We start from the raw sequence: 26,596 nt of genomic DNA on the forward strand, positions 1-26,596 counted from the left end.
GGTCAGTATGCATTATATGCAATTTGTGTAGGTTATTACTCTTTAATAGTTAACTCAACTGCGCCGTGACTTAAATCAAAAATATCTTTGACTGCTTGCTTGGCTTCGCGGCTATCGATTGTAATCACCCACTCAATATTAGCAGTAAATTGCTTATCAATATTAAGCACTTGATACTTTGTTTTTAATAACTGCTCAATCGCGCCTTGCATGCTGTACTCACTACTCCCAGTAATTTCAACGCAGGGAACTTTAAGCACCGTTTGCAATTTTACTAGTGCATTATTTAATGAGCCACCATAAGCACGTACTAGTCCGCCGGTGCCTAATTTTATGCCGCCAAAATAACGTGTCACCACGGCAGTAATTTCGCCAAGGCCCGAACCCACCAGCACATTTAGCATAGGCTTTCCTGCAGTGCCATTAGGTTCACCATCATCCGAAAAACCATAAACATGGCTGCCACCGGGGTTTCCTGCCACATGTGCCCAGCAGTTATGACGTGCATCGCTATACTTTTCTTCAATGCTTTTAATAAATGCTTTGGCTGAATTTAAATCGGGGGTATGTGCAATGTGGACTATAAACGTACTTTTTTTAATTTCTTCTTGATGAAAAACGTCAGCAGCAGGATATTTATATTCAGACATATTTTAAACTTGTAAAAAGGGGGCCAAAAGGCCCCTTTAAGTAATGTACGTATTTTAACGTGTATAAATTAATTAGTGTTAACTAGAATTAATCGAGTTCTAAATTACGCGTCATATTCTCTAGGCTATCTTCGTGAACAATAATGTTATCTTCAATACGAATACCGCCAAATGGTTTGAATGACTCAACCTTTTCCCAATTAATAAACTGTTTATTATCGGTTTGCGCTAAATCACTAAGCAGTGAGTCAATAAAGTATAAACCGGGTTCAATAGTAAACACTTGGTTTTTTTCGATCAGGCGAGTACAACGCAAGAACGGATGCCCTTCAGGCGATGGCTGATGCGTGCCCTTTTCGTCACTCATAAAACCGCCCATATCATGCACTTGTAAACCTAGGTGATGCCCTAGTCCATGCGGGAAGAAAGTAGAGGTAATTTTACGCTCTACAATTTCCTCAGCGGGTAGGTTAACAATTTTAAAGTCACTAAGTATTTGTGCAATACGGTTATGGCATTCAACGTGTAAATCACCATAAAGCATACCCGGCTTTAAACCTTTACCTAACTCGATTTGTTGAACAGTCATCGCTTGTACAAGCTCAGCAAACTCACCCTGCTTTTTAAAATCATACGTACGAGTAATATCAGCAGCGTAACCATTAAAGTTTGCACCGGCATCAATTAAAAATGAGTTGTGGGTGTGTGGCACTCTTGGATCAAAGTGCGTGTAGTGCAAAATAGCGCAGTTTTCGTTAAGCGCAACAATGTTGCCGTACGGCATTTCATTTTCGCTTTGACGTGTCGCCATTAAGTACGCTTGCTGAATGTCGAACTCGCTACCACCATTAAAGAATGTATCGCGTGCAGCTTTATGCCCATCTACTGCAATGCGGTTAGCGTTGCGTAAACATTCAAGTTCGTACTGGGTTTTATAAGCGCGGTGGTAATGAAAATAGTTAAGTACAGGCTCAGGGTTCATAATACTAAAACCAAGTGCTTGCGCTACTTCAATGTATTCACCCATGTAAGCATATTTAGCTTTATCGTATGGTAATAACTTTTCTACTTGATCAGGCTGAAGTAGTAGCTCTATATCAAAGTACTCTGCCCAAAAGTCGCGAGGCTCGTCTGGTACTTTATGCCAAAAATCTACCGGGCGATAAAATATGAGTTTTGGCTTGTCGCAGCCATTTACCACAATCCAGCAATGAGGATTATCAATAACCGGTAACCATGCTTTAAACTGTGGATTAACTTTAAATGGATAATACATATCATCTAAAAACTGGCGCTTAGCTTGGCCTGAATGAATTACTAATCCTTCTAACCCTTCGCTATTACAAATTGTACGAGTACGCTGTTGCAGTGTTGCAATATGTTCGGCGTATAAAACGGCTAATTTATCCATTGTTAATCCATCTGTTAAATTTAACTTGCTATGAGTCTATCACTTATACCAATTGCATTAAATTAATGATCTATTATAGCGATAAGAAAATAGCTTAATAACAAGGCTAAAATTATGATACATAGTTGTTCTATATAAATAATTTTTAACGCAGTTATTGAATTATTTAATACGCTAGAATGATCATGTTTTTAATAAAATTGGTATGACCCTCAGCGCTCAAAAAAGGGGGATATTTAACATGTAAACATCCCCCTTATTAATACCTATACCTATCGTGTTAAGTTATTGGTCGATTGGTATCATATATTCAACCGCCCATTTTCATTTCGAGTAGCGGCGCTAATACATTACCTTCTCGGCCCATTCTTGTATGGTAAACCTGCCTGTACGCAAATACATTTTTTACGTAATCGCGGGTTTCGCGATACGGAATAAGCTCTACCCATAACTCAGCCGGAATAGCGTCATCAGGTAACCAACGCTTTATACGGTGATAACCCGCATTATAAGAAGCCGTAGCCAGCACTTCATTGCCATGGTTTTTCTTTTTTAAGTATTGTAAGTAACTCGTACCCAACCTAATATTTGTTTTAGGTTGATATAAACGACTACTTGTCACACTGCCTTTATTTACATACTCAGCAGTACTAGGTAATAACTGCATTAAACCACGCGCATTAGCATGCGAGCGTGCATCTGGCGCAAAAGAGCTTTCGCGCCTTGCAATAGCAATACTCCAAGCAACATCTATCTTGCTACGTTTACTGTAGCGCTCAAAAACATCTTGAAACGCAAACGGAAAACGTTGCTCTACATTATCCCATGCTTTAATTTTTGCTAAAGTAAAAATAGTACTGTCGTGCCAACCTAAATCGGTAGATAACTGTGATGCTGCCAGCTTTTCTTCATCGCTAGAGGTATCCGTTAAGTAATTCCATTCACGGCGCGCCGACGTAAAGCGCTCAATATCATAAAGTGCTTTTGCACGCTTAAAGCCTGGTGCATTACTCACTTTATCTACAAGTACCTTATCGACTGCTAAAGGCTGATTATTTAAATCAACGGGCAACCCCAAACGTGCTGCGGCTAAAAAGCCGTAATAATCACGATTAGCCGCTACTTTTTTCCAAATGTCGTCTGCTTTTTGTTGCTCGCCACGTTGTGCATAGCTATAAGCTAACCAATATTGCTGACCAAGACTTAAATTTTCTTTACCTGTAAAAAATGCAGCAATCCCTTCCCAATCTTGGGTTTTGAGCATATTGCCCAGTTGCCACTGAATAAGCTTGCTGTCTAGTCGCTCTTTTGGCACTTTATTTAGCCAAAAGCTCGCTTGTTTATGCCCGCTAGAGGCAAGTGACAATGCAAAAGTGTAATACACATCCGCTTTTTCTTCATCGCTGTACTTAAATATTTTTTCTAGCTTTTCCCATGCTTTTAAAGCTAGCTCTTTATCGCGCCAAACCAAACGCTTAACACCATAAATAGCTATTTGCCCTTCTTTAGCCGACTTGTTTTTATATCTATATAATCCAGCGGCTGCGCTTGGATCTTTTCGCACTTTTAAATATAAGTCAGCTAAGTAACGCTCCTTACTTGGTAATAAAGTTTTTAAGTAAGGTAATAAGCTTTGCGTTCCGCCTTGTGCAGCAAGTGTTACACGCTTCCAAACCGTTTCTTCTTTCATGTAGCCTTTTTTACGCCACGTAGAAAATAAACTATCACAACCATTAGGTTGCGATTTACCTACAGCCCATAAGTCGGTCACCTGATTTAGAATTGCCTTTTCGGGCGCACCTAAATCAAGCTGAAAATCTAAATAAGTACAAGTAAGCTCCGTATTAGACGTTTCACGATAGTTGCGGATATACGCCGCCTTTTCGTTGTTATCTTTTAAATACTCTAACCACGCTTTACGGACCGGCCACTCAAGCGGCGTATGCTGGTATATATTTAAATATTCTTCTATTTCTGCCTGATGTTTAATGCTCGGATGGCGTTGCCAATACGTTTTTTCAACATAAGGTTTTAACGGATGATTTAGGTTACTAACCGCTTGTTTAAAGTCTTGGTAACTGCCGTACCTTACTTTTTTTTCGGCATCTAAAAATGCATCGTTATCGTTACTTGCCTCGGCAGAATGAAGAGGAAAAATGAATGCAGCTGCCGCAACACTTAGTAAATATTTTTTCATAATGTCCTTTAATAAAAATTAAAGTTGTGAATAAAAACTTTTCAACCACCTTAGCACCAAACCAGCTATATTTTAACCAGTCGATTGTAACCGAGTTAAATTTTTCGTTGCATTTTTAATTTAAAGCAAGCACACTGATTGAAATGCAAACTCATCGTACCAGTCTTAGTTCGTCAACTAGGGAGAATAATAATGTTATATAAAAGCGATTCCTTTGAAGTTAGCTTCCTGAAGGAAAACATCGCCGAGTTTAAGTTTTGTGTTGCAGGTTCTGTAAACACACTATCTCAAAAAACTCTTTCAGATTGCGCAGCAGCATTAAAAGAATTAGCCGCCAATACTGATATCAAAGGCATGATTTTTACCAGTGATAAAGACCACTTTATTATTGGTGCCGATATCTTCGAATTTTTACCTACATTTACTAAACCTGAAGAAGAATTAGTAGTGTGGATCAAAAACGCAACAGACGTTTTTGATGCAATTGAAGATTTACCATTCCCAACTCTAAGCGCTATAAACGGTATGGCACTTGGTGGTGGTTGTGAGTGGGCACTTGCTACCGATTATCGTGTGGCAAGCGAAACAGCTAAAATGGGCCTACCAGAAGTTAAACTTGGCATAATGCCAGGGTTTGGTGGCACAGTGCGCTTACCACGTATCATTGGCGCCGATAACGCGATGATGTGGATTACCTCAGGCGCAGAAAACCGCGCAGCAGATGCCCTTAAAGTAGGTGCGTTTGACGCGGTAGTTAGTGCTGACAAACTTCTAGAGTCAAGTGTATCAACACTTGAACTGGCGATTGCTGGCAAGCTAGATTGGCAAGCAAAACGCAACGTAAAACTACAGCCACTTAAATTAAACCGTGTTGAGCAAGGCATGAGCTTTGCTATGGCAGAAGGTATGGTAATGGGTAAAACCAAAGGCCACTATCCTGCACCGGTTATGGCTGTACGTACTATTAAAGCAGCGGCAAACTGTACTCGCGATGAAGCAATGGCAATCGAAAACGCTAACTTTGCTAAATTAGCACGTACACCAGAAGCAGCAGCACAAACTGGTATATTCCTAGCTGACCAATACATTAAAGGTAAAGCACGTAAATTTGCTAAGCACAGCGATGTAGAAATTAAACAAGCCGCTGTATTAGGTGCTGGTATTATGGGTGGCGGTATTGCATACCAGTCTGCTTATAAAGGCACGCCTATTATAATGAAAGACATCCAACAAGATGCGCTTGATTTAGGTATGGGTGAAGCATCTAAATTGTTAGGTGCAAAAGTTAAGCGTGGCCACATGCCAATGGAAAAAATGTTGGCAACACTTAGCAAAATTAAACCAACACTTAACGAGTCAGACCTACAAAGTGCCAACATCATTGTTGAAGCCGTTGTAGAAAACCCTAAAGTTAAGCAAGCAGTACTCGCTGATCTTGAAAAGAACATGCCAGAAGGCACTGTACTTACTTCAAATACATCGACTATTTGTATTGATTTACTAGCACAAGCGCTAGATAAGCCAGAAAACTTCTGTGGTATGCACTTTTTCAACCCTGTGCCAAAAATGCCATTAGTAGAAATTATCCGTGGTGCAAAAACCTCAGATAAAACAATTAATGCAGTAGTTGATTACGCGCTTAAATTAGGTAAATCGCCAATTGTTGTTAACGATTGCCCAGGCTTTTTTGTAAACCGTGTTTTATTCCCTTACTTTGCAGGTTTTAGCAAATTAGTGGTTGAAGGCGCTAACTTTGCAAAAGTAGATAAAGTAATGGAAAACGTATTTGGCTGGCCTATGGGTCCGGCTTACCTACTTGATGTTGTAGGTATTGATACAGCGTTCCATTGTACTGGCGTAATGGCTGACGGTTTCCCTGAGCGTATGGCTCGTGCTGATAAAGACCCTGTGACTATTTTTGCCAACGAAAAACGTTTTGGACAAAAGAACAAAGCCGGTTTTTACAAATACGAAACAGATCGTCGCGGTCGTCTTAAAAAGTCTCATGACGAGACAGCAATTGAGCTACTAAGCCCAATCACAGACGCACCAAAAGAATTTGATAAACAAGAAATCATCGACCGTTGTATGATTCCAATGATTAACGAAGTGCTACTGTGTTTGCAAGAAGGCATTGTTGCCTCGCCGCAAGAAGCAGATATGGCATTAGTTTACGGTGTTGGTTTCCCTCCATTTAGAGGCGGCGCGTTCCGTTACTTAGATCAAACTGGTTTAGCTAACTTTGTTGCAGCAGCAGACAAATACGCTCACCTAGGTGCGATTTACCAAGTATCTGAACAAACTCGCAAGTGGGCCGAAGAAGGTCGTGTTTTCTATAAGGTGGAAGGTTAATATCATGAATAATCCAGTAATTGTAGATTGTATCCGCACACCAATGGGTCGCTCTAAAAGTGGTGTATTCAAACATAAACGTGCAGAAGACTTAAGCGCACATTTAATGAAAGGCTTACTAGATCGCAACCCTGCAGTTGATCCAGCATCAATTGACGATATTTATTGGGGTTGTGTACAGCAAACATTAGAGCAAGGCTTTAACGTAGCACGTAACGCATCATTGCTTGCCGGTATTCCTCACAGCGTTCCTGCTGTTACGGTTAACCGTTTATGTGGCTCTTCTATGCAAGCATTGCATGACGCAGCACGCGCAATAATGACAGGCGCTGGCGACACTTACCTAATTGGTGGTGTTGAGCACATGGGTCACGTACCTATGACTCACGGCAACGACTTTCACCCAGGCTTAGCAACATCAATTGCACAAGCGTCTGGCTCTATGGGCTTAACAGCAGAATACCTTGCTACGCTTCATGGCATTAGCCGTGAGCAACAAGATGAATTTGCTTACCGTTCACATCAACGAGCACAAGCTGCAACTGTTGAAGGCCGTTTCCGTCGCGAAATTTTAGCAATGGAAGGTCACGCAGCAGATGGTTCGCTTATCTTAGTTGAAGACGACGAAGTAATTCGCCCAGAAACAACAGTAGAAGGCTTATCAAAGCTTCGCCCTGTATTTAATCCTGCATCGGGTACGGTAACAGCCGGTACGTCTTCTGCACTTTCTGACGGCGCATCTGCAATGTTAGTAATGAGCGAAGAAAAAGCAAAAGAACTTGGTTTACCAATTCGTGCACGTATTAAAGCAATGGCAGTCGCTGGTTGCGATCCATCAATTATGGGTTACGGCCCAGTACCAGCAAGTAAAAAAGCACTTGCACAAGCCGGTATTACAATTGATGACCTAGGCGTAGTAGAACTTAACGAAGCCTTTGCAGCTCAATCATTACCTGTAATGAAAGATTTAGGGTTAATGGATGTAGTTGACGAAAAAGTGAATTTAAATGGCGGCGCAATCGCACTTGGTCACCCACTGGGTTGTTCGGGTTCGCGTATTAGCACATCGCTTATTCACTTAATGGAAGACAAAAATGTACGATATGGTTTAGCAACTATGTGTATTGGTTTAGGCCAAGGCATTGCAACTGTATTTGAACGTGTTCAAGACTAATTAGTTTAAGCATGTAAAACCATCTTGGTGATTAAAAAGGCGAACTGATTTTATTCAGTTCGCCTTTTTTATTAGCTTCATTTATAAAAACGTCCCTTTATCAAACAAGTATGTAACAGCGTAATTATGTGATCGGGCGTATTATTAAATAAAGCATTTTGAAACTGCTAAAAGCATTAAGTAAAATAGTTAAATTACACATAAAATTGCGTTAAACTGCCAAACTTATTAATTGCTATACCTAAGCACTCGCGTACTCAGCAATCACTTTAATTAAACAGGCCAATTTATTATGAGCTTTGATAATCCCGATCACCAATTAGATGCCATAGGCCTTCGCTGCCCAGAGCCAGTAATGATGGTACGTGCTGCTATTCGTAAAATGAACGATGGTGAAACGTTATTAATAACTGCTGATGACCCATCAACCACTCGCGACATTCCGAGTTTTTGTACGTTTATGGATCACACCCTGGTGGCTAAAGATGCAGAAGCAGCACCGTATAGATATGTGGTGAAGAAAGGGCTTTAAACTCACGTAGGTCGGGTTGAGTTTTACGAAACCCAAACTACGAAACCCCCTTGGTGTTAATGCTGAATAAATCCTACAACGTCCTTGTCACAAGTCCATCAACCCACTAGGGCTATTAAATAGCTAAAAATCACTTCTTCGTTATTGTCACTTGTGGCTTATCGTAGTCACTGTAATCAATACTTACTATGTACGTGCCTTTTATTGCTGGTGTGAAACTAAAGTAGTTATAAATAGTATTACAGTCTGCGATAGCTGGCTGGCCGAGTGTTAGTTTTTGCCCTGCTGGTTGTGCATCGCTGTAACCACAGTTGTAACCTTCACTAAAATCGGCATCGGCTATTTTAAATTCGTACACTTTACCTGGGGTCGAAAATTTAACTTGTGCTTGATAAAGCGCAGGGCCAACTGGCGCAAACTGATACTGGGGTTCTGCATCCCACAGTGTAAAGTCGCCACGTAAGTAAATTGTGCGGTCAAGCTCTTGCTGTAGCAGTACGTCGTTAATAGAAATTTGGCTAGTACAGGCTGTAAGTAAGCCGGCAATAGCAAGGGTTAAAATTCGTTTCATTGGGTTCATCAATAGGTATCCTTTACGTTCTGTGAAAACTAAAAAGCCAGCAAATCGCTGGCTTTTTAAATTGCTAAGTTAGCTTATTTTTGTAACACAGAAATATCTGCAATACCTAAAAACAATCCGCTTAACTGGCTTAATAGCGCAAGACGATTTTGCTTAACAGCTTCATCGTCGGCCATAACCATTACGTTGTCAAAAAAGTTATCAACACTTTCACGAATACCCGCCAATTGGCTTAATGCTTCTTGGTAGTTTCCATCTGCGTAAAGTGGTGCAAGGTCAGTGGCAAATTTTGCTACTTGTGATGCCAATACTTTTTCGGCGTCGTCGCTTAATAAGCTCTCATCAACACTACCTTGGCTGGTAATATCGTTTTTAGCCAGAATGTTACCTACACGCTTATTAGCTGCTGCAAGCGCTTCTGCTGCGTCTAATGTACGGAAGTGGCTTACGGCTTTAACACGGCGGTCAAAATCAACAGGTTTAGTCGGACGACGTGCAAGCACTGCTTGAATTACGTCTACTTCAATACCTTCGTCTTGATACCAAGCACGGAAGCGCCCTAGCATAAACTCAAATACGTCAGTTGATACATTTAAGTTAGTTAACTTGTCGCCAAACAATGTTTGCGATTTAGCTACTAGGTCTAAAATATCAAGTGGTAGTTCTTTTTCTACCATGATGCGCAGTGCACCAATAGCAGCACGACGAAGAGCAAATGGGTCTTTGTCACCTTTAGGTGCTTGGCCTATACCAAAAATACCCACCAGCGTGTCAAACTTATCAGCAATCGCTACTGCGCAGCTAATTAAGTTTGTTGGTAAGTTATCCCCTGCAAAGCGTGGCATGTACTGCTCGTTTTGCGCTACGGCTACATCTTCGGCTTCACCATCGTGGCGAGCGTAATGCATTCCCATTACACCTTGCACGTCGGTAAATTCCATAACCATTTCAGTCATTAGGTCAGTTTTACTTAATAAGCCTGCACGCTGTGCTAGGTCTTTATCAGCACCTAATTGCTCAGCAATATAACCTGCAAGTTCACTAATGCGCTGAGACTTATCTTTAAGCGTACCAAGTTGCTTTTGGAACAATACGCTATCAAGCGACTCTAATCGGCTTTCTAGGGTTTTCTTTTTATCTGTTTCAAAGAAGAACTGTGCATCGGCTAAACGCGGGCGCACTACTTTTTCGTTACCAGAAATAACCACACTTGGATCTTTACTTTCGATGTTAGATACAAACAAAAACTTATTTAAAAGTTTGCCGTTTTGATCTAATAACGGGAAATATTTTTGATCGTCTTTCATGGTGTAAATTAACGCTTCGGCTGGTACATCTAAAAATGCTTCTTCAAATGTTGCCGTTAAAGTAACTGGCCACTCTACAAGTGATGTTACTTCTTCTAGTAAATCTTCATCCATTGCAACAACAGCGTTAACTGCGCTTGCAGCCTCTTCTATTTGTGCTCGAATTTGCGCTTTACGTTGCTCGTAATCAGCAATAACGTAAGCAGATTTAAGTACGTCAAAAATGTCATCTGCATGGTTAAGGCTAATTTTTTCTGGGTGATGAAAACGATGACCCTGAAGCTGGTTAGTTATTTGCTTACCAAGAATTTCGCCTTCAAGTAGCTCATCACCAAATAAAATAGTTACTGTATGCACAGGGCGAATAAATTGTGTTTTATTCGCGCCCCAACGCATTGGTTTAGGGATTGGTAATTTACTTAATGCTTTTGTGATTGCATCTGTCATTAGGGTTTTAGTTTCTTGCCCTGCTACTTTAGCAATGTGCAATAACCAAGCGCCTTTATCAGTTTCAAGTGTTTGTGCGTCTTTTACTTCAATACCACAACCACGTGCCCAACCCATTGCTGCTTTTGTTGGGTTACCTTCGCTGTCAAACGCTGCCTTTGTTGCTGGGCCACGCTTTTCAACTTCTTTGTCTTGTTGTTTAGCTTCAAGCGCTTTTACTTGTAAACCTAAACGACGAGGCGATGCATACCAGCTTACGCCTTGGTGTGCTAATTCTAATGTTTCTAGCTCTTGAGTTAAGTTTGCAGCAAAGGCTTCTGCTAATTTACGCAGTGCTTTTGGTGGTAACTCTTCAGTGCCAATTTCTACTAATAAATTTTGTGCTGACATTTTACTTATCCTTACACAGCGGGAAACCAAGCGCTTCACGTTTGTCATAGTAACTTTGTGCACACGCTTTTGATAACGCACGAACGCGTAAAATATAACGCTGACGTTCGGTTACCGAAATTGCGTGGCGTGCGTCTAGTAAGTTAAATGCGTGCGATGCTTTCATTACTTGCTCGTATGCAGGTAGTGGTAAGTTAGCTTCAATTAACTTTTGGCTTTCTGCTTCACACTTATCAAACTGTGCAAATAAGTCTTCTACGTTTGCATGTTCAAAATTATAAGTAGATTGCTCTACTTCATTTTGATGGAACACGTCGCCGTATGTTACGCGCCCTAGTGGACCGTCTGCCCATACTAGGTCGTAAATGCTATCTACGCCTTGAATGTACATTGCTAAACGCTCTAGGCCGTAAGTAATTTCGCCTGTTACTGGTGAGCACTCTAAGCCACCCACTTGTTGAAAGTAGGTAAACTGCGTTACTTCCATGCCGTTTAACCAAATTTCCCATCCCAAGCCCCATGCGCCTAGCGTAGGTGATTCCCAGTTATCTTCTACAAAGCGAACTTCGTGAGTAAGGGTATCGATACCCATTGCCGCTAATGAGCCTAAGTAAAGCTCTTGGATGTTATCTGGTGATGGCTTTAAAACTACTTGGAATTGGTAGTAATGTTGTAAGCGATTTGGGTTTTCACCATAGCGGCCATCCGTAGGACGACGACAAGGCTGAACGTACGCGCTCGACATTGGCTCTGGGCCAATAGACTTTAAAAATGTTTGCGGGTGAAATGTCCCGGCGCCCACTTCCATATCAAGTGGTTGAATAATGACACAGCCTTGCTGCGCCCAATAATCCTGTAAAGCCAGGATCAAACCTTGAAAGGTTTTTACGTCATATTTTTGCATATTTGGCTTTTTACTATCTAAGAAGTAGCGTGAAAATTACCCTTAGTATACCGTGTGTACACTCAGGTTTTAAGCAGTTTGTGTAATTGAAAAAATAAAAAAGGAGCCATTAGGCTCCTTTTTCGGTGCAAGTGATATTTTTACACGTCTAGATTAACTACGCGTAGAGCGTTAGTTTCGATAAACTCTCTACGAGGCTCTACTTGATCACCCATTAAGGTGGCAAATAATTGATCCGCGCCAACAGCATCTTCAATCGTTACTTGTAACATACGACGAGCACTAGGATCCATTGTCGTTTCCCAAAGCTGGCTTGGGTTCATTTCACCCAGTCCTTTATAGCGTTGAATGTAGATCCCGCGCTTAGATTCTGTGATCAACCATTCCAAAGCATCCACAAAGTTATCAACAGGTTTTGTTTTCTCACCACGTTGAATATAAGCACCTTCTTTTAGGATGTTTGCAATGTTAGTACCAGTCACAGCAATGCGTTGGTAGTCACGTGATGCAATAAAGTCATAATGAAGTACATGTGCTTTATCAACACCGTGCTGACGAATATTCACAACCGGGTAATACATATTACGCTCAGCGTCAAACTCTGTGCCTGCATGGAAAATAGTTGCATCTTCATCACGTGCAATCAAGTCATCAACTAACTCTTTTGTCCAAGCAATTACTTTAGCTTCGTCAGAAAGGTCATCAGTTTTCAACTCTGTTTGGTAGATTAAGCGTTCCATTACCGTGTTAGGATATTTACGCTTTAAACGATCAATAACTTTAACTGTATTTTGGTAATCGTGAACGACTTTCTCTAGCGCTTCACCTTCTAGCGCAGAAGCATCTGCACTTGGATATAACGCAGCATTATTAAGCGCAAGCGACGTTAAGTATTCTACTAATGCAGGATCATCTTTAATATAACGCTCTTGCTTACCTTTTTTCACTTTATAAAGTGGTGGTTGAGCAATATAAATATAACCGCGTTCTACAATTTCAGGCATTTGACGATAGAAGAATGTTAGTAGTAACGTACGAATGTGAGAACCATCCACGTCCGCATCGGTCATGATGATGATACGGTGATAACGTAATTTCTCAGGGTTATATTCGTCACGACCAATACCACACCCTAATGCAGTAATTAGTGTTGCTACTTCTTGCGAAGATAGCATTTTATCAAAACGTGCTTTTTCTACGTTTAATATTTTACCTTTAAGCGGAAGAATAGCTTGGTTTTTACGGTTACGTCCCTGCTTGGCTGATCCGCCAGCAGAGTCCCCTTCCACTATATATAGTTCAGATTGGGCTGGGTCTTTTTCTTGGCAATCAGCTAGCTTACCTGGTAAGCCTGCTAAGTCCATTGCACCTTTACGTCGTGTCATTTCACGGGCTTTACGCGCCGCTTCACGTGCGCGTGAGGCATCAATAATCTTACCTACAACAATTTTGGCATCAGTTGGGTTTTCTAGTAAAAACTCAGTGAATTTTTCAGCCATTGCTTGTTCAACCGCAGATTTAACTTCACTTGATACTAGCTTGTCTTTAGTTTGTGATGAGAACTTAGGATCAGGAACTTTAACACTAACAACAGCCGTTAAGCCTTCACGGGCATCATCACCGGTAGCATTGCTGGTTGTTTTAGCTTTTTTGTTAAAGCCTTCTTTTTCCATGTAGTTATTAAGTGTACGTGTTAGCGCTGATCTAAAACCGGCTAAGTGAGTACCACCATCACGTTGTGGAATATTATTTGTGAAACAGTAAATGTTTTCTTGGTATGCATCATTCCACTGCATTGATACTTCAACACTAATACCATCTTCTTCACGTTCGTGAGTAAAATGGAACACACCTTTATGTATAGGTGTTTTATTACGGTTTAAGTATTCTACGAAAGCTTGAATACCACCTTCATATTTAAAGTGGTCAGATTTATTTTCTTCACGCTCATCATTTAAGATGATGCTCACACCTGAGTTTAGGAATGAAAGCTCGCGTAAACGCTTAGCTAAAATGTCGTAATGAAAATCTAAATTTGTGAATGTTTCAGCGCTTGGCCAAAAACGTAATTCTGTACCAGTTGTTTCTGAGTCACCAATTACAGCTAAAGGTGCATCTGGAACACCCATAGTATAAAACTGCTCATGAAGCTTTCCTTCACGACGAACAGTCAGTTTTAGTTTTTCTGAAAGTGCATTTACAACAGAAACACCAACACCGTGTAAGCCACCTGATACTTTATAAGAGTTATCATCAAACTTACCACCGGCATGAAGTACCGTCATAATAACTTCGGCTGCAGATACGCCTTCTTCTTCATGGATAGAAGTTGGGATACCACGACCGTTATCTCGAACTGAGACAGAACCGTCTAAGTGAATCGTTACATAAATATCATCACAATGACCTGCTAAGGCTTCATCGATCGAGTTATCAACGACCTCAAACACCATGTGGTGTAAGCCTGTGCCATCATCGGTGTCCCCAATATACATTCCAGGACGCTTTCTTACTGCGTCTAATCCTTTAAGTACTTTAATACTCGACGAGTCATAATTCTCAGACATGGTTAATCCCACTTATCTTGTTATTAGGTTGCCATGTTTCACGTGGAACATTTGTAGTTCTCGTTGCATGGGTTCCACCACAGCAGAAATACTTTCAGATAAAATTGAAGAGATAAAAATTTGAGAACTGCAGTGAGCAAGTAATTGTCCCACTTTCTCTTTTGTATCTTCGCCTAATTCTGAAGGTAGATCATCTATTAGCAATATAGATTGCTTATCTGTCTCTGACTCAATTAAGCTATTTTGCGTAACTTTCAACGCATACAATAATAGCTTCAATTGACCGCGTGAGAATGTATTCTCCACACTGTTGCCAGCGACACTAAAACTAAAATCGGCCTTATGAGGGCCTTTACTTGTAAACCCTTGGCGAGCATCTCGCTCAAAGTTTTGCTCTAACGCATCTGCAAGAGATTCAGTCTCTTTCCAGCCTGCGCTAAAGGTCATTTCTAAATCACGTACAAGCGTCAATTCTGCACACATTTTATCAAAAAATTGCTGCTTAAACCTACTTATATACGCCAATCTTAATTTATTTATTTCTTCAGCCAGTCTAACAAATTCTTTGTCCCAAAACTTAATTTGGTCAAAATAATTCTTGGGCTTAGTTTTTAATAATGCATTACGTTGTTTAAGTACTTTATTAAATGATTGCCACAAAAAAAAGAACTCATGTTCCACGTGGAACAAACCTAAATCTAAAAACTTTCTGCGCTCTTTAGGTCCACCAAAAAACAAAGAATAACTCTCTGGTGTAATAATTTGTACAGGCATAAGTTGAGCGAGTTCTGATATCTTACGGCTCGCCTTACCTTGAATTTTTAAATTGGTCTCACCCGTTTGCGTTTTACTAATACCAATTGGAATTGATAAATCGTGTATTGTTTTACGCCCGTGAATTACAAATTGCTCTTGCTGGTGCGCAATAATACTTTTGTGTTTTGGAGTACGAAAAGATTTGCCATGAGAAAGGTAATATATAGCCTCTAAAAGGCTGGTTTTTCCGCTGCCATTTTCACCATAAATTATATTAACGCCGTTGACTGGTTCTAGCGTCAGCGCCTCAATATTACGAAAATATTTGAGGCTCAAATGACTTAAGCTCATTATGTATTTATAGTCTTATAAACGCATAGGCATAACAACGTACATTGCTTCTTCATCGCCTGCACCTTCAATTAATGCACTGCTGTTTGAGTCGGCTAATGTAAATAGTACGTCTTCTGTTTTTAATGTGTTTAGTACATCTAATACGTAAGACACGTTGAATCCTATTTCTAGGTCCGCGCCTTCGTAACTTACTTCAACAACTTCTTCAGCTTGTTCTTGCTCTGGGTTATTGGCAGTAATTTTTAATAAACCGTTTGATAGGTTCAAGCGTACACCACGAAATTTTTCATTCGATAAAATAGACACTCGTTGAAACGCATTTCGTAACCATTCTCGGTTAGCTGTAATTACTTTGTCACCACCACGTGGTAATACACGACGGTAATCAGGAAAGCGTCCATCAACTAGCTTACTTGTAAATGTAAACTCAATATCAATAATACGTATATGGTTAGCACCAAACTGAATTGTAACCAATTCGTCGTCAGCTACCATAAGGCGCATAATTTCTTGCACACCTTTGCGAGGTATAATTAATTGACGTTGAGTATTAAGCGATTGCGTTAATTGCTTTTGTGCAATAGCTAAACGGTGACCATCTGTTGCTACTGTTTTTATGTCTGTATTATCTACTTCAAACGACATACCGTTTAAGTAATAACGTACGTCTTGATTTGCCATCGAAAAATGTGTGCTTTCGAGTAATTTACGAAGCTCTAAACGAGTTAGTTGAAATTCAACCTCACCATCCCACTGCTCTAAATTAGGAAAATCATCAGCAGATAAAGTCGTTAATGAAAAACGGCTTTTACCACTGGTTAAAAGTAATTGGTGCTCTTGCAAGCTTAAAGTAATGTCTGAACCATCAGGTAGACTTTTACAAATATCGAGTAACTTTTTAGCGGGTAACGTTAGTTTTGTATCGGCAATATCATCACCTACAAATACGCCAGAAACTAATTCAATTTCAAGGTCAGTACCCGTCATTGAAAGTTGTCCGTTTTCTACCACTAACAAAACGTTAGATAAGATTGGTAGCGTGTGTTTGCGCTCTATTGCACCCGACACTTGCACCAATGGCTTTAAAAATTGTTGTCTTGATATTGTTATTTGCATAATAAAGTCAGCCCTAAGATGACAATGTTCTTATTAAGTTTTGGTAATCTTCTTTAATTTCGTGGCTTTCGTCACGTAGTGATTTTATCTTACGACATGCGTGTAATACGGTCGTATGATCGCGTCCACCAAATGCGTCACCAATCTCAGGTAAGCTGTGATTAGTTAATTCTTTAGATAATGCCATGGCAACTTGGCGTGGCCTTGCTATAGAGCGGCTGCGGCGCTTAGACAATAGATCTGACACTCGAATTCGGTAGTACTCAGCAACGGTGCGCTGAATATTATCTATCGTAACCAGCTTATCTTGCAAGGCAAGTAAATCGCGTAGTGCTTCTTTTACAAAATCAATTGAAATTGGACGACCTGTAAAATTAGCATTAGCAATTACACGGTTAAGTGCGCCTTCTAGTTCACGTACATTTGAACGTAATTTTTTGGCGATAAAAAAGGCAACTTCATGTGGTAAGTTAATCTTACTTTGCTGTGCTTTCTTCATCAAAATAGCAACGCGAGTTTCAAGCTCTGGTGGCTCAATCGCGATTGTTAATCCCCAACCAAAACGTGATTTAAGACGGTCTTCGACCCCTTCAATCTCTTTTGGATAACGGTCAGAGGTTAAAATAATTTGTTGGTTGCCTTCAAGCAATGCATTAAAGGTATGAAAAAACTCTTCTTGTGAACGCTCTTTATTAGCAAAAAATTGAATATCATCAATCATTAATGCGTCAACACTGCGGTAATAACGCTTAAATTCTTCTATCGCATTATTTTGTAGTGCCTTTACCATGTCTTGAACAAAGCGTTCTGAATGCATGTAAACAATTTTAGCATCTGGCTTGTTTGCCATAATGCCGTTACCTACAGCATGTAATAAGTGAGTTTTACCTAAACCAGTACCACCGTAAATAAATACAGGGTTAAAAGCAGAGCCAGGATTATCGGCAACTTGAGTAGCCGCTGCTTTTGCTAATTGATTTGATTTACCCTCAACAAAGCTGTCAAAGGTATAATTTTCTTTAATGTTAGATTTGTAACCTGACTTAGGTGCAGGTTCAACAACAGGCTTTTGCTCACGAGGCTGTTGTTTTGTAGAAGCTTGTGGTGCTGATTGCGTTTCTATAACCGGTGCAGCTTGTGCATTTAATAAAGGCTTACTACCTACATCAAAACGTAGCTTTGGTGCTTCAACACCACAAATTTCTACTAATAATTCGTTAATTCTATTTAGGTACTTTTCTCTTACCCAATCAAGCACAAAGCGATTAGGTGCATAAATCGTCAAGGTATCTTCGGTACTTTCTGCTTGTAGTGGTCTTACCCACATACTGAATTGCTGCGAAGGCAGCTCATCTTGCAATACATATAAACAACTTTGCCAAACCGACAGATACACAGTTAAACTCCCAGAGATATAATTGTTATTCCCGCACATCATTAATGATTATAAATCATACATTTATTGCGTTCAAATGGTCCAATAAGCGACCCAAGACCGCGTATTATGAAGGCACTTTATCCACAAGTAAAAGATTGATTTTTATAAAATTGTTGATATCGATGTATAAAATCATTAACAACCTGATTTAAAACAGTTTTTATTTTAGATCCGAAGAGGAGATCATAACAAAATAACACCAAGATCGCGAACCAAATTTACGATCCAATTTTCTTTTCCCCCGCTTTTATTCACTTTTTATACAGGGGCTGTGGAAAACTTCTTATTTATGATGATCCTATCAGATCGCTCTACATGATCTCTTTATGAACCATAAGTGGGCTCTATACTGCGAACGTAATTATGATTGACTTTACGTTACTTACTCTATAATATCTCGCGCTCGCAATGGCACCTATGCCAGGATCGCGACCTGTATAGGATGTTTTAACTTTAACCGATCGGATGAGATTGTTATGAAAAGAACTTTTCAACCTAGCGTTTTAAAACGCAAACGTGCACACGGCTTCCGTGCTCGCATGGCAACTGTAAATGGCCGTAAAGTATTAGCACGTCGCCGCGCTAAAGGCCGCAAAGTTCTTTCTGCTTAATTTATAAGTGGAAGACTTTAGCTTTGGCAGGGAGTTACGTCTGTTAACTCCCTCGCATTACTCTCGCATATTTAATGAACCCGCTCGGGCTGCAACTCCTTTCTTTACTCTATTAGCTAAACCAAATGACCAAGAAAAACCTCGGTTAGGTCTTACTGTTGCTAAAAAACGCGTAAAAAAGGCATGCCAACGAAACCGTATTAAACGTCTCGCTCGCGAAAGTTTTCGTTTAAATCAACACAGCATCGATAATATTGATATTGTGCTTATGGTGAAAAGTGGTATTGATGAACAGTCTAATGAAGAATTAACCAAACAACTTACTAAATTATGGCGAAAAATTAACGAACGCTGTAAACCAGGTGCACCTAAACCGCCACCTTTTAAGAAACGCCCAAACAAATCAGCTAAATCTAATAAACAAACCTAATTGCAATAGAATTGCAGGGTTAATTAATGTATCTTTAGCTCACCTTTTAATCATGCATTTAAAATTTCTAATTGAGTCTTTAAATACATGATATCTATCTCACTAAACTTAAGTAGGGGCATAAACATCATGAGGTTAATTAAACCACTTGTTGCTTTTCCTAAGATTTGTTTAGTGTTATTTATCCGCGGTTATCAAAAGTGGATTAGCCCGCTGTTAGGTCCGCATTGTCGTTTTAATCCAAGCTGCTCACATTATGCAATTCAAGCAATTAATTTGCATGGATTTATAAAAGGTAGTTGGTTAGCTTTAAAACGCATATTAAAATGTCATCCTTTACATTCAGGTGGAAACGATCCCGTACCTGAAAAATTAACCCATATTAACCACCAACACGAGAAATAAGAGCTGTTATGGAATCGCAACGCACGTTTTTATTAATTGGCCTAATGCTAGTGTCGTTTTTATTGTTCCAAGAATGGGATAATGATTACAACAAGCCTAAAGCCGATCCAAGTGCCACAACACAAACACTACAAGCAAATTCACCAGAGTCGGATGATTATATTCCTTCATCGTCAGATTCAGGTTTACCCGCTTCAGCAACTTTAGCTAAACGTTCAGTTATTGAAATCACAACTGACGTTTTTAAAGTTAAAATTGACACCAAAGGCGGTGACATTGTTGAAACAGACCTTCTTCAATACGAAGAAACTAAAGGAAGTGAAACACCTTATATGCTTCTTGGTCAGCTTGATAGTGGCAAACAATACTTTTCACAAAGTGGCTTAATTGGCTTAAATGGCCCTGACGCATCAGCTAACGGTCGCCCTACTTATAGTACCGAACAAAAATCATATACCTTAACGGGTGATGAGCTTCGCGTTCCACTTCAGTTTACTGATAGTAATGATGTTAGTTTTACTAAAACATACGTATTCAAAAAAGGTCAGTATGACGTAGGCTTAGAATACAAGATCAACAACACTACCAGCGCACCTCTTCAAGTACAGCTATACACGCAAATTAAGCGTACCGTACAAGAAAAAGGTAGCATGGTTGATCAAAACTATTTAGGTGCTGCATACGGTACTGACGAAGAACCATACGAAAAGTATAGTTTTTCAGATATGGCTGATAAAAACCTAAACAAAAACACGCAAGGTGGTTATGTTGCATTTATACAACATTACTTTGTAAGTGCTTGGGTTCCAATGCAGGATCAAACAAATACAATTTATAGCTTAATTACAAAAAGTAATGCCGCTATTATTGGTGCTAAAGATCCCGCTGTAAATATTCAAGCTGGTAGTGAGCAAACACTAACTGCTACTTATTATATGGGTCCGAAAGAGTCAGATATTCTTGAAGCGATTCACCCAGACTTAGACTTAACTGTAGATTACGGTTGGTTATGGTTTATTTCGCAACCTTTATTTGTATTGCTAAAATGGCTACATAGCATTTTAGGTAACTGGGGTGTAGCAATTATTGCCATCACTATTATCGTTAAATCGTTAATGTACCCACTTACTAAAGCGCAATACACTTCAATGGCAAAAATGCGTGCGCTACAGCCTAAAATGGCAGCTCTTAAAGAAAAGTTTGGTGACGACCGTCAAAAGTTCGGCCAAGCAACTATGGAAATGTACAAAAAAGAAAAAGTTAACCCAATGGGTGGCTGTTTCCCTATTTTGCTACAAATGCCAATTTTCTTAGCCTTGTTCTACGTATTCTTAGAGTCAACTGAACTTCGCCATGCTGAATTTATTTTTTGGTTAACAGACCTTTCTGCACAAGACCCGTACTACGTATTACCAATCTTATTTGGTGCGAGTATGTTTGTGACGCAAAAACTTCAGCCTATGACGGTAACTGATCCAATGCAGCAAAAAATGATGACCTTTATGCCGGTTATCTTCTCTGTATTCTTCTTATGGTTCCCATCGGGTTTAGTTCTTTACTGGTTAGTGTCTAACCTTATTTCTATTGTCCAGATGTTAATCATCTACCGTGGCATGGAAAAGAAAGGAATTAAAGTAAGAGGCTAACTAAGCTCCTACTTATATAAAGGCGACTTCGGTCGCCTTTTTTATTGCCTGTTTTTCACCAGAGTATTCGCGAGTGTTTATTTCATAGGTTACAATACCGCCATAAAGTTACTTATCGTTGGCAAATTAATAGCATGATCAATCAAGATACAATTGCAGCACAAGCAACTGCCCCCGGACGTGGTGGTGTTGGTATTATTCGCGTTTCAGGCAGCCTTGCTAAAAGTGTCGCCGAAAAAGTAGTAGGTAAAATTCCTAAAGTTCGCTACGCCGATTACGTGCCATTTAAAAGCCTAGCTGGCGAGCAACTTGACCAAGGTATTGCCATTTACTTTGCAGGTCCTAACTCATTTACTGGTGAAGACGTACTTGAATTACAAGGCCACGGCGGTCCTGTAGTACTTGATATGCTACTTAAAGAAATTAGTAAAATAGAGGGCGTTCGTTTAGCAAAGCCTGGTGAGTTTTCTGAGCGCGCATTTATGAATGACAAGCTTGATTTAACACAAGCAGAGGCCATCGCCGACTTAATTAATGCTACGAGCGAACAAGCTGCCAAAAGCGCCCTACAGTCTCTCCAAGGTGAATTTTCTAAACACATAGAAACGCTTGTAGAAAAAGTAATTCACTTACGTATGTATGTAGAAGCGGCAATAGATTTTCCAGATGAAGAAATTGATTTTTTATCAGACGGTAAAGTGTCAGGCGACTTAGACGCTATTATTACTCAGCTTAACACTGTAACCAACCAAGCCAAGCAAGGCAGCATCATGCGCGAAGGTATGCGTGTTGTTATTGCTGGTCGCCCAAATGCCGGTAAATCAAGCCTACTAAACGCCCTAGCCGGTCGTGAAGCTGCAATCGTAACAGAAATAGCCGGTACCACTCGCGACGTACTACGAGAGCATATACATATAGATGGTATGCCACTGCATATTATAGATACCGCAGGCCTACGAGAGAGCCCTGACCGCGTAGAGCAAATAGGTATTGAGCGGGCGTGGGATGAAATAAACCAAGCCGATCGCGTTTTATTTATGCTTGATGGCACTGACACTATAGATACTGACCCGCATAAAATTTGGCCTGAATTTATGGCCAAATTACCAGAAGGTATGGGGGTTACGGTCATCAGAAATAAAGCTGATTTATCGGGTGATATAGTAGGAATGGAGCAAGAGCAACAATACCCGGTCATCAGCTTAAGTGCTAAAAATGCTGACGGTATTGAACTTGTTCGCGAGCATTTAAAAGCCTGTATAGGCTTTCAAGGCGCAACAGAGGGTGGCTTTATGGCGCGCCGTCGTCATTTGGATGCGCTAGAGAGTGCTGCGTATCATTTAGAAACAGGTAAAACACAATTAGAAATGCACATTGCTGGTGAAATATTAGCTGAAGAACTGCGTTTAACACAGCAGTATTTAAACGAAATAACCGGTGAATTTACCTCAGACGACTTACTTAGCAAGATATTTAGCTCATTTTGTATTGGTAAATAAGCACCTTATTACAGATATATGTTTATTATAAGAGCACTTAGGTGCTCTTTTTTTATGTAAAATATTCACTATAAAATATGTATTTGTACCGTCAATCCCAGCCAGTTCTGCCAATAAAATCATACCCAAAGCGATAATTATTACCAGCCAGATCATGTAGATTAGACAGTGAAAAGAGCCTTTAAGTAAGGTATTAATAGCTCACGTAACACCCATTTTAAGGTCAAAACTGATACATATTTCAAACAAAAATACGTTTTAAAATAATTATCCTCCACACAAAAGTTAGTTATAAATAGCTTTTTTATAATTACCTAGCTCATAAAAACTGATGTTATTTGCTCAATTTAAGAGCTAAAACGTGACGTTCAGTACTCTAAAAAACCAACTTTATACAACATATGGACAGACGATCACTGCGGCTTTTTAATAAAAATGACTCGAGATTTGAGTGCATCAAACTTTTGATCTACTAATCCACCAGCAAAATACATAAAAAAAGCAGCTATAAATACGCATTAAATTAAATATATTGAGATCACTTATCCACAAAACCTAATTTTTAGCTCTAATAAATAGTAAATTGAGCTACCACACTCGAAAAAATCTAATGATCTATTAAATATTATCTGTTTATAAGCTTATTTTTAATTAATTTCGTTAGATCAGCCCAATTAGATCATTTAATAAAATTATTTTCGATCTAAATTTAAGGTTATCAACAACCTTTATATCCACATTATGATCACCTTGTGCTTTTTATGCCTAGATTTACAATTAAGTCTTTCACTAAATAGTAATATCAATAACTTAGCGATTATTAAACAACCTAAAAGGTGTGTTTAAACAGAGCTTTCCCCACTGTTATCAACAACTTGATCAGAAGATTACATTTAAAGATATTTTGTTAAGCCTTATAATATCAACAACTTAAGGAGGCGCTTTCAAATAAGAGTAAAATTAGCACAAAAATAGTTATACAAAAAAGCACTCTTAACTTTACTGTTACTCACACTCAGTTATCATAGGCAGCAATTAAAACCAATGTGATCACTAATATTCATGAGTTCAGTAAATCTTATTGTTGGCAGCCAAATGGGATCAGCCGAGTATGTTGCAGAGCAACTAAGCTACGCGCTTAATAGCCTTGGTATTACTACACAACTACATGATCAACCTGAATTTAGCGATATTGATCAGCAAAATACTATTTGGTTAATTTGCACATCTACTTATGGTGCAGGTGATTATCCTGAAAACTTTATTAGCTTTGTTGAAGATGTGACTCAAGCTAATGATTTATCGGAATTAAAATACTCAGTAATCGCTTTAGGTGATACCAGTTATGACACTTACAACCAAGCTGGACGTAATATAGATGCCTTATTATCTCAAAAAGGCGCTATAAAAGTAGCAGAACGCTTAGAGCTTAATATTCTCGATGAAGCACTACCAGAAGACACGGCATTAGCATGGTTAGACTCTTGGATAACCAAAACAGGCTTAAAATAGATAGATCAAGTAAAAAGTTATATATAAAGTTACCCACAATTTACTAATAATTTAATAGATTTTGTGGATAAAGATTGAATAAACTGCTTTTTAAAGCATGCTTATCCATGGGATAAGATCCAACTGATTCAGCCCTGTGCATAAGGTGCCTTTTTGATCAGAGCTTATTTGCTGGATGATCCGATCATATTAACACCTTTAGATCTGATCTAATTTCATGTTTTAAATGAAGATCTAAACCTTATCAACAGAAAAGCTGATCAGTAGTAGTAATAGTAATAAAAGATCTCTTTAAAAGATCCTTTATATTATTAGAGATCACATACTTAGATCTTGCTCTTTGTTTAATCATTTATCTTCTGCCAATTTCTAGGTAGAATACGCTCCCTTTTGAAGTTTACCGGTTTGATTTAAGTAGGATCCCATTAATGATTTTTCACGAAAATTTTGACGTTATCGTAGTAGGTGGTGGACATGCTGGCACTGAAGCCGCATTAGCAGCTGCCCGTATGGGGATGAATACCCTGCTACTGACTCACAATATGGATACCCTTGGTCAAATGTCTTGTAACCCAGCGATTGGTGGGATTGGCAAAGGTCATTTGGTAAAAGAAATTGATGCGCTTGGCGGTGCAATGGCACAGGCCATTGACAAAGGCGGGATCCAATTTCGCACACTAAACTCTTCAAAAGGACCTGCTGTTCGTGCAACTCGAGCACAAGCAGATCGCGCTTTGTACAAAGCAGCTATTCAAACAACATTACAAAATCAAGATAACCTTAAGATTTTTCAACAATCATGTGATGATCTTATTGTTGAAAACGATCGTGTTACTGGCGTAGTAACTCAAATGGGTTTACGTTTTAGTGCTCCAAGTGTTGTTTTAACCGTGGGTACTTTTTTAGGTGGCCAAATACACATTGGTTTAGAAAATTACAAAGGCGGTCGTGCTGGTGATCCACCATCAATTGCATTGGCTGAACGTTTACGCGAACACCCTTTTAGAGTGGATCGCTTAAAAACAGGTACTCCGCCACGTATTGATGCACGTACTGTTGATTTTACAAAAATGGAAGCACAGCCTGGTGATATGCCAACACCTGTATTTTCATTTATGGGTAAACAATCAGATCACCCACAACAAATACCGTGTTACATCACTTACACCAACGAAAAAACACATGATGTTATTCGTAAAAACCTACATCGCTCACCTATGTACTCAGGTGTAATTGAAGGTATTGGTCCACGCTACTGCCCATCAATTGAAGATAAAATTGTACGTTTTGCGGATAAAGATAAGCACCAAATATTTGTTGAACCTGAAGGCTTAACATCATACGAATTATATCCAAATGGTATTTCTACTAGTTTACCGTTTGATGTACAACTTGAGATTGTGCAATCTATTTCTGGTTTTGAAAATGCACATATTTGTCGACCAGGCTATGCAATAGAATATGACTACTTTGATCCACGCGACTTAAAACAGTCTTTAGAAACAAAATTTATCGAAGGCTTATTTTTCGCGGGTCAAATTAACGGCACTACCGGTTATGAAGAAGCGGGTGCACAAGGCTTAATTGCAGGTATGAATGCTGCGTTAAAAGTGCAAGGTAAAGATTCTTGGACACCACGTCGCGATGAAGCTTACGTGGGTGTATTAATTGACGACTTAGCAACACTAGGTACGAAAGAACCGTACCGCATGTTTACTAGCCGTGCCGAATACCGTTTACTACTTCGTGAAGATAATGCAGATATTCGCTTAACTGAAAAAGGCCGTGAGCTGGGTTTAGTTAATGACGAACGTTGGCAGGCATTTAACGAAAAAATGGAAGTAATCGAAAAAGAGAAGCAACGCATTAAAGATACGTGGATTCATAAAGATCACGTCGTTGTTGATCAAGTAAATGCATTACTAAAAACACCATTAACTCGTGAAGCAAGTTTAGAAGAATTACTTCGTCGTCCAGAGATTCGTTATAACGATCTTATGGCTATTGACGGTTTAGGATCTGAATTTACAAACGTAGCAGCACTTGAACAAGTTGAGATCCATACTAAATACGCAGGCTATATTGCGCGTCAACAAGATGAGATCAATAAGCAGCTTCGTCATGAGCAAACAATTTTACCAAAAGAGTTTGATTACAAAACTGTATCAGGTTTATCAAATGAGGTTGTTGCTAAGCTTATTGAGTCACGTCCAGACACTATTGGCCAAGCATCGCGTATTTCTGGTATCACCCCAGCGGCGATTTCGCTATTATTAGTGTATCTGAAGAAGCAAGGCTTATTACGCAAATCTGCGTAA

At 39.4% G+C, this 26,596-nt stretch carries 20 protein-coding genes; 10 read left to right on the forward strand and 10 right to left on the reverse strand.

Annotated elements, in window-relative coordinates; translation table 11 throughout:
• Window positions 1-35: 35 nt before the first annotated feature.
• From H5090_RS16160 to H5090_RS16170, 3 genes are all read right to left on the reverse strand, one after another.
• Complete coding sequence (locus H5090_RS16160) at window positions 36-650, reverse strand: YigZ family protein (protein WP_182696207.1); 615 nt, start codon at window positions 648-650, stop codon at window positions 36-38.
• Between the two features lie 88 nt (window positions 651-738).
• Complete coding sequence (pepQ, locus tag H5090_RS16165) at window positions 739-2,061, reverse strand: Xaa-Pro dipeptidase (RefSeq protein ID WP_182696208.1); 1,323 nt, start codon at window positions 2,059-2,061, stop codon at window positions 739-741.
• 310 nt (window positions 2,062-2,371) lie between these two features.
• The gene (locus tag H5090_RS16170; protein WP_149601906.1) at window positions 2,372-4,258 is read right to left on the reverse strand and encodes a transglycosylase SLT domain-containing protein; all 1,887 of its coding nucleotides are present in this window, start codon (window positions 4,256-4,258) and stop codon (window positions 2,372-2,374) included.
• A gap of 192 nt (window positions 4,259-4,450) precedes the next feature.
• On the opposite strand from H5090_RS16170, the gene fadB reads away from it, so the two are divergent.
• From fadB to tusA, 3 genes are all read left to right on the forward strand, one after another.
• On the forward strand, window positions 4,451-6,610 hold the full coding sequence (fadB, locus tag H5090_RS16175) for a fatty acid oxidation complex subunit alpha FadB (RefSeq protein ID WP_138489862.1): 2,160 nt from the start codon (window positions 4,451-4,453) through the stop codon (window positions 6,608-6,610).
• A 4-nt stretch (window positions 6,611-6,614) separates the two neighbouring features.
• Complete coding sequence (gene fadA, locus H5090_RS16180) at window positions 6,615-7,784, forward strand: acetyl-CoA C-acyltransferase FadA (RefSeq protein WP_004335189.1); 1,170 nt, start codon at window positions 6,615-6,617, stop codon at window positions 7,782-7,784.
• Between the two features lie 292 nt (window positions 7,785-8,076).
• Complete coding sequence (gene tusA, locus H5090_RS16185; protein ID WP_182696209.1) at window positions 8,077-8,316, forward strand: sulfurtransferase TusA; 240 nt, start codon at window positions 8,077-8,079, stop codon at window positions 8,314-8,316.
• 130 nt (window positions 8,317-8,446) lie between these two features.
• On the opposite strand, the gene H5090_RS16190 is transcribed toward tusA, so the two are convergent.
• From H5090_RS16190 to dnaA, 7 genes are all read right to left on the reverse strand, one after another.
• Window positions 8,447-8,896, reverse strand: coding sequence for a hypothetical protein (locus H5090_RS16190; RefSeq protein WP_182696210.1), 450 nt, complete (start codon window positions 8,894-8,896; stop codon window positions 8,447-8,449).
• Between the two features lie 74 nt (window positions 8,897-8,970).
• Complete coding sequence (gene glyS / locus H5090_RS16195; RefSeq protein WP_182696211.1) at window positions 8,971-11,040, reverse strand: glycine--tRNA ligase subunit beta; 2,070 nt, start codon at window positions 11,038-11,040, stop codon at window positions 8,971-8,973.
• A 1-nt stretch (window position 11,041) separates the two neighbouring features.
• Window positions 11,042-11,944 (reverse strand): glycine--tRNA ligase subunit alpha, encoded by a 903-nt coding sequence (glyQ, locus tag H5090_RS16200; protein WP_004335201.1) that lies wholly within the window; start codon window positions 11,942-11,944, stop codon window positions 11,042-11,044.
• Window positions 11,945-12,084: 140 nt separating this feature from the next.
• A complete protein-coding gene (gyrB, locus tag H5090_RS16205; protein ID WP_182696212.1) occupies window positions 12,085-14,511 on the reverse strand; it encodes a DNA topoisomerase (ATP-hydrolyzing) subunit B in 2,427 nt (808 codons plus the stop codon).
• Between the two features lie 12 nt (window positions 14,512-14,523).
• Window positions 14,524-15,618, reverse strand: a complete 1,095-nt coding sequence (gene recF, locus H5090_RS16210) for a DNA replication/repair protein RecF (protein ID WP_024597182.1) — start codon at window positions 15,616-15,618, stop codon at window positions 14,524-14,526.
• A gap of 15 nt (window positions 15,619-15,633) precedes the next feature.
• Window positions 15,634-16,737, reverse strand: a complete 1,104-nt coding sequence (gene dnaN / locus H5090_RS16215) for a DNA polymerase III subunit beta (RefSeq protein WP_004335206.1) — start codon at window positions 16,735-16,737, stop codon at window positions 15,634-15,636.
• A 13-nt stretch (window positions 16,738-16,750) separates the two neighbouring features.
• On the reverse strand, window positions 16,751-18,133 hold the full coding sequence (gene dnaA / locus H5090_RS16220; RefSeq protein WP_004335207.1) for a chromosomal replication initiator protein DnaA: 1,383 nt from the start codon (window positions 18,131-18,133) through the stop codon (window positions 16,751-16,753).
• Window positions 18,134-18,651: 518 nt separating this feature from the next.
• Between dnaA and rpmH the strand changes: the two genes are divergently transcribed.
• The 7 genes from rpmH to mnmG all read left to right on the forward strand — a co-directional run bounded on the left by rpmH (window position 18,652) and on the right by mnmG (window position 26,596).
• Complete coding sequence (gene rpmH, locus H5090_RS16225) at window positions 18,652-18,786, forward strand: 50S ribosomal protein L34 (RefSeq protein ID WP_004335215.1); 135 nt, start codon at window positions 18,652-18,654, stop codon at window positions 18,784-18,786.
• A 7-nt stretch (window positions 18,787-18,793) separates the two neighbouring features.
• On the forward strand, window positions 18,794-19,216 hold the full coding sequence (rnpA, locus tag H5090_RS16230) for a ribonuclease P protein component (protein ID WP_004335217.1): 423 nt from the start codon (window positions 18,794-18,796) through the stop codon (window positions 19,214-19,216).
• A 129-nt stretch (window positions 19,217-19,345) separates the two neighbouring features.
• Window positions 19,346-19,621, forward strand: a complete 276-nt coding sequence (gene yidD, locus H5090_RS16235; RefSeq protein ID WP_182696213.1) for a membrane protein insertion efficiency factor YidD — start codon at window positions 19,346-19,348, stop codon at window positions 19,619-19,621.
• 8 nt (window positions 19,622-19,629) lie between these two features.
• A complete protein-coding gene (gene yidC, locus H5090_RS16240; RefSeq protein WP_182696214.1) occupies window positions 19,630-21,267 on the forward strand; it encodes a membrane protein insertase YidC in 1,638 nt (545 codons plus the stop codon).
• 134 nt (window positions 21,268-21,401) lie between these two features.
• The gene (gene mnmE / locus H5090_RS16245; protein WP_182696215.1) at window positions 21,402-22,766 is read left to right on the forward strand and encodes a tRNA uridine-5-carboxymethylaminomethyl(34) synthesis GTPase MnmE; all 1,365 of its coding nucleotides are present in this window, start codon (window positions 21,402-21,404) and stop codon (window positions 22,764-22,766) included.
• Window positions 22,767-23,828: 1,062 nt separating this feature from the next.
• Window positions 23,829-24,278: a flavodoxin domain-containing protein gene (locus H5090_RS16250; RefSeq protein ID WP_024597180.1), complete on the forward strand. Its 450-nt coding sequence runs from the start codon at window positions 23,829-23,831 to the stop codon at window positions 24,276-24,278.
• A 428-nt stretch (window positions 24,279-24,706) separates the two neighbouring features.
• Window positions 24,707-26,596 (forward strand): tRNA uridine-5-carboxymethylaminomethyl(34) synthesis enzyme MnmG, encoded by a 1,890-nt coding sequence (gene mnmG / locus H5090_RS16255; RefSeq protein WP_004335230.1) that lies wholly within the window; start codon window positions 24,707-24,709, stop codon window positions 26,594-26,596.

This window comes from Pseudoalteromonas sp. SR43-5, from assembly GCF_014163835.1.
In the GTDB taxonomy this organism is placed as follows: Bacteria; Pseudomonadota; Gammaproteobacteria; order Enterobacterales; family Alteromonadaceae; genus Pseudoalteromonas; species Pseudoalteromonas distincta.

Coding starts and splice junctions, on each gene's coding strand:
- H5090_RS16160 (WP_182696207.1), bottom strand. CDS start 650: ATGTCTGAATATAAATATCCTGCTGCTGACGTTTTTCATCAAGAAGAA.
- pepQ (WP_182696208.1), bottom strand. CDS start 2,061: ATGGATAAATTAGCCGTTTTATACGCCGAACATATTGCAACACTGCAA.
- H5090_RS16170 (WP_149601906.1), bottom strand. CDS start 4,258: ATGAAAAAATATTTACTAAGTGTTGCGGCAGCTGCATTCATTTTTCCT.
- fadB (WP_138489862.1), top strand. CDS start 4,451: ATGTTATATAAAAGCGATTCCTTTGAAGTTAGCTTCCTGAAGGAAAAC.
- fadA (WP_004335189.1), top strand. CDS start 6,615: ATGAATAATCCAGTAATTGTAGATTGTATCCGCACACCAATGGGTCGC.
- tusA (WP_182696209.1), top strand. CDS start 8,077: ATGAGCTTTGATAATCCCGATCACCAATTAGATGCCATAGGCCTTCGC.
- H5090_RS16190 (WP_182696210.1), bottom strand. CDS start 8,896: ATGAACCCAATGAAACGAATTTTAACCCTTGCTATTGCCGGCTTACTT.
- glyS (WP_182696211.1), bottom strand. CDS start 11,040: ATGTCAGCACAAAATTTATTAGTAGAAATTGGCACTGAAGAGTTACCA.
- glyQ (WP_004335201.1), bottom strand. CDS start 11,944: ATGCAAAAATATGACGTAAAAACCTTTCAAGGTTTGATCCTGGCTTTA.
- gyrB (WP_182696212.1), bottom strand. CDS start 14,511: ATGTCTGAGAATTATGACTCGTCGAGTATTAAAGTACTTAAAGGATTA.
- recF (WP_024597182.1), bottom strand. CDS start 15,618: ATGAGCTTAAGTCATTTGAGCCTCAAATATTTTCGTAATATTGAGGCG.
- dnaN (WP_004335206.1), bottom strand. CDS start 16,737: ATGCAAATAACAATATCAAGACAACAATTTTTAAAGCCATTGGTGCAA.
- rpmH (WP_004335215.1), top strand. CDS start 18,652: ATGAAAAGAACTTTTCAACCTAGCGTTTTAAAACGCAAACGTGCACAC.
- yidD (WP_182696213.1), top strand. CDS start 19,346: ATGAGGTTAATTAAACCACTTGTTGCTTTTCCTAAGATTTGTTTAGTG.
- yidC (WP_182696214.1), top strand. CDS start 19,630: ATGGAATCGCAACGCACGTTTTTATTAATTGGCCTAATGCTAGTGTCG.
- mnmE (WP_182696215.1), top strand. CDS start 21,402: ATGATCAATCAAGATACAATTGCAGCACAAGCAACTGCCCCCGGACGT.
- H5090_RS16250 (WP_024597180.1), top strand. CDS start 23,829: ATGAGTTCAGTAAATCTTATTGTTGGCAGCCAAATGGGATCAGCCGAG.
- mnmG (WP_004335230.1), top strand. CDS start 24,707: ATGATTTTTCACGAAAATTTTGACGTTATCGTAGTAGGTGGTGGACAT.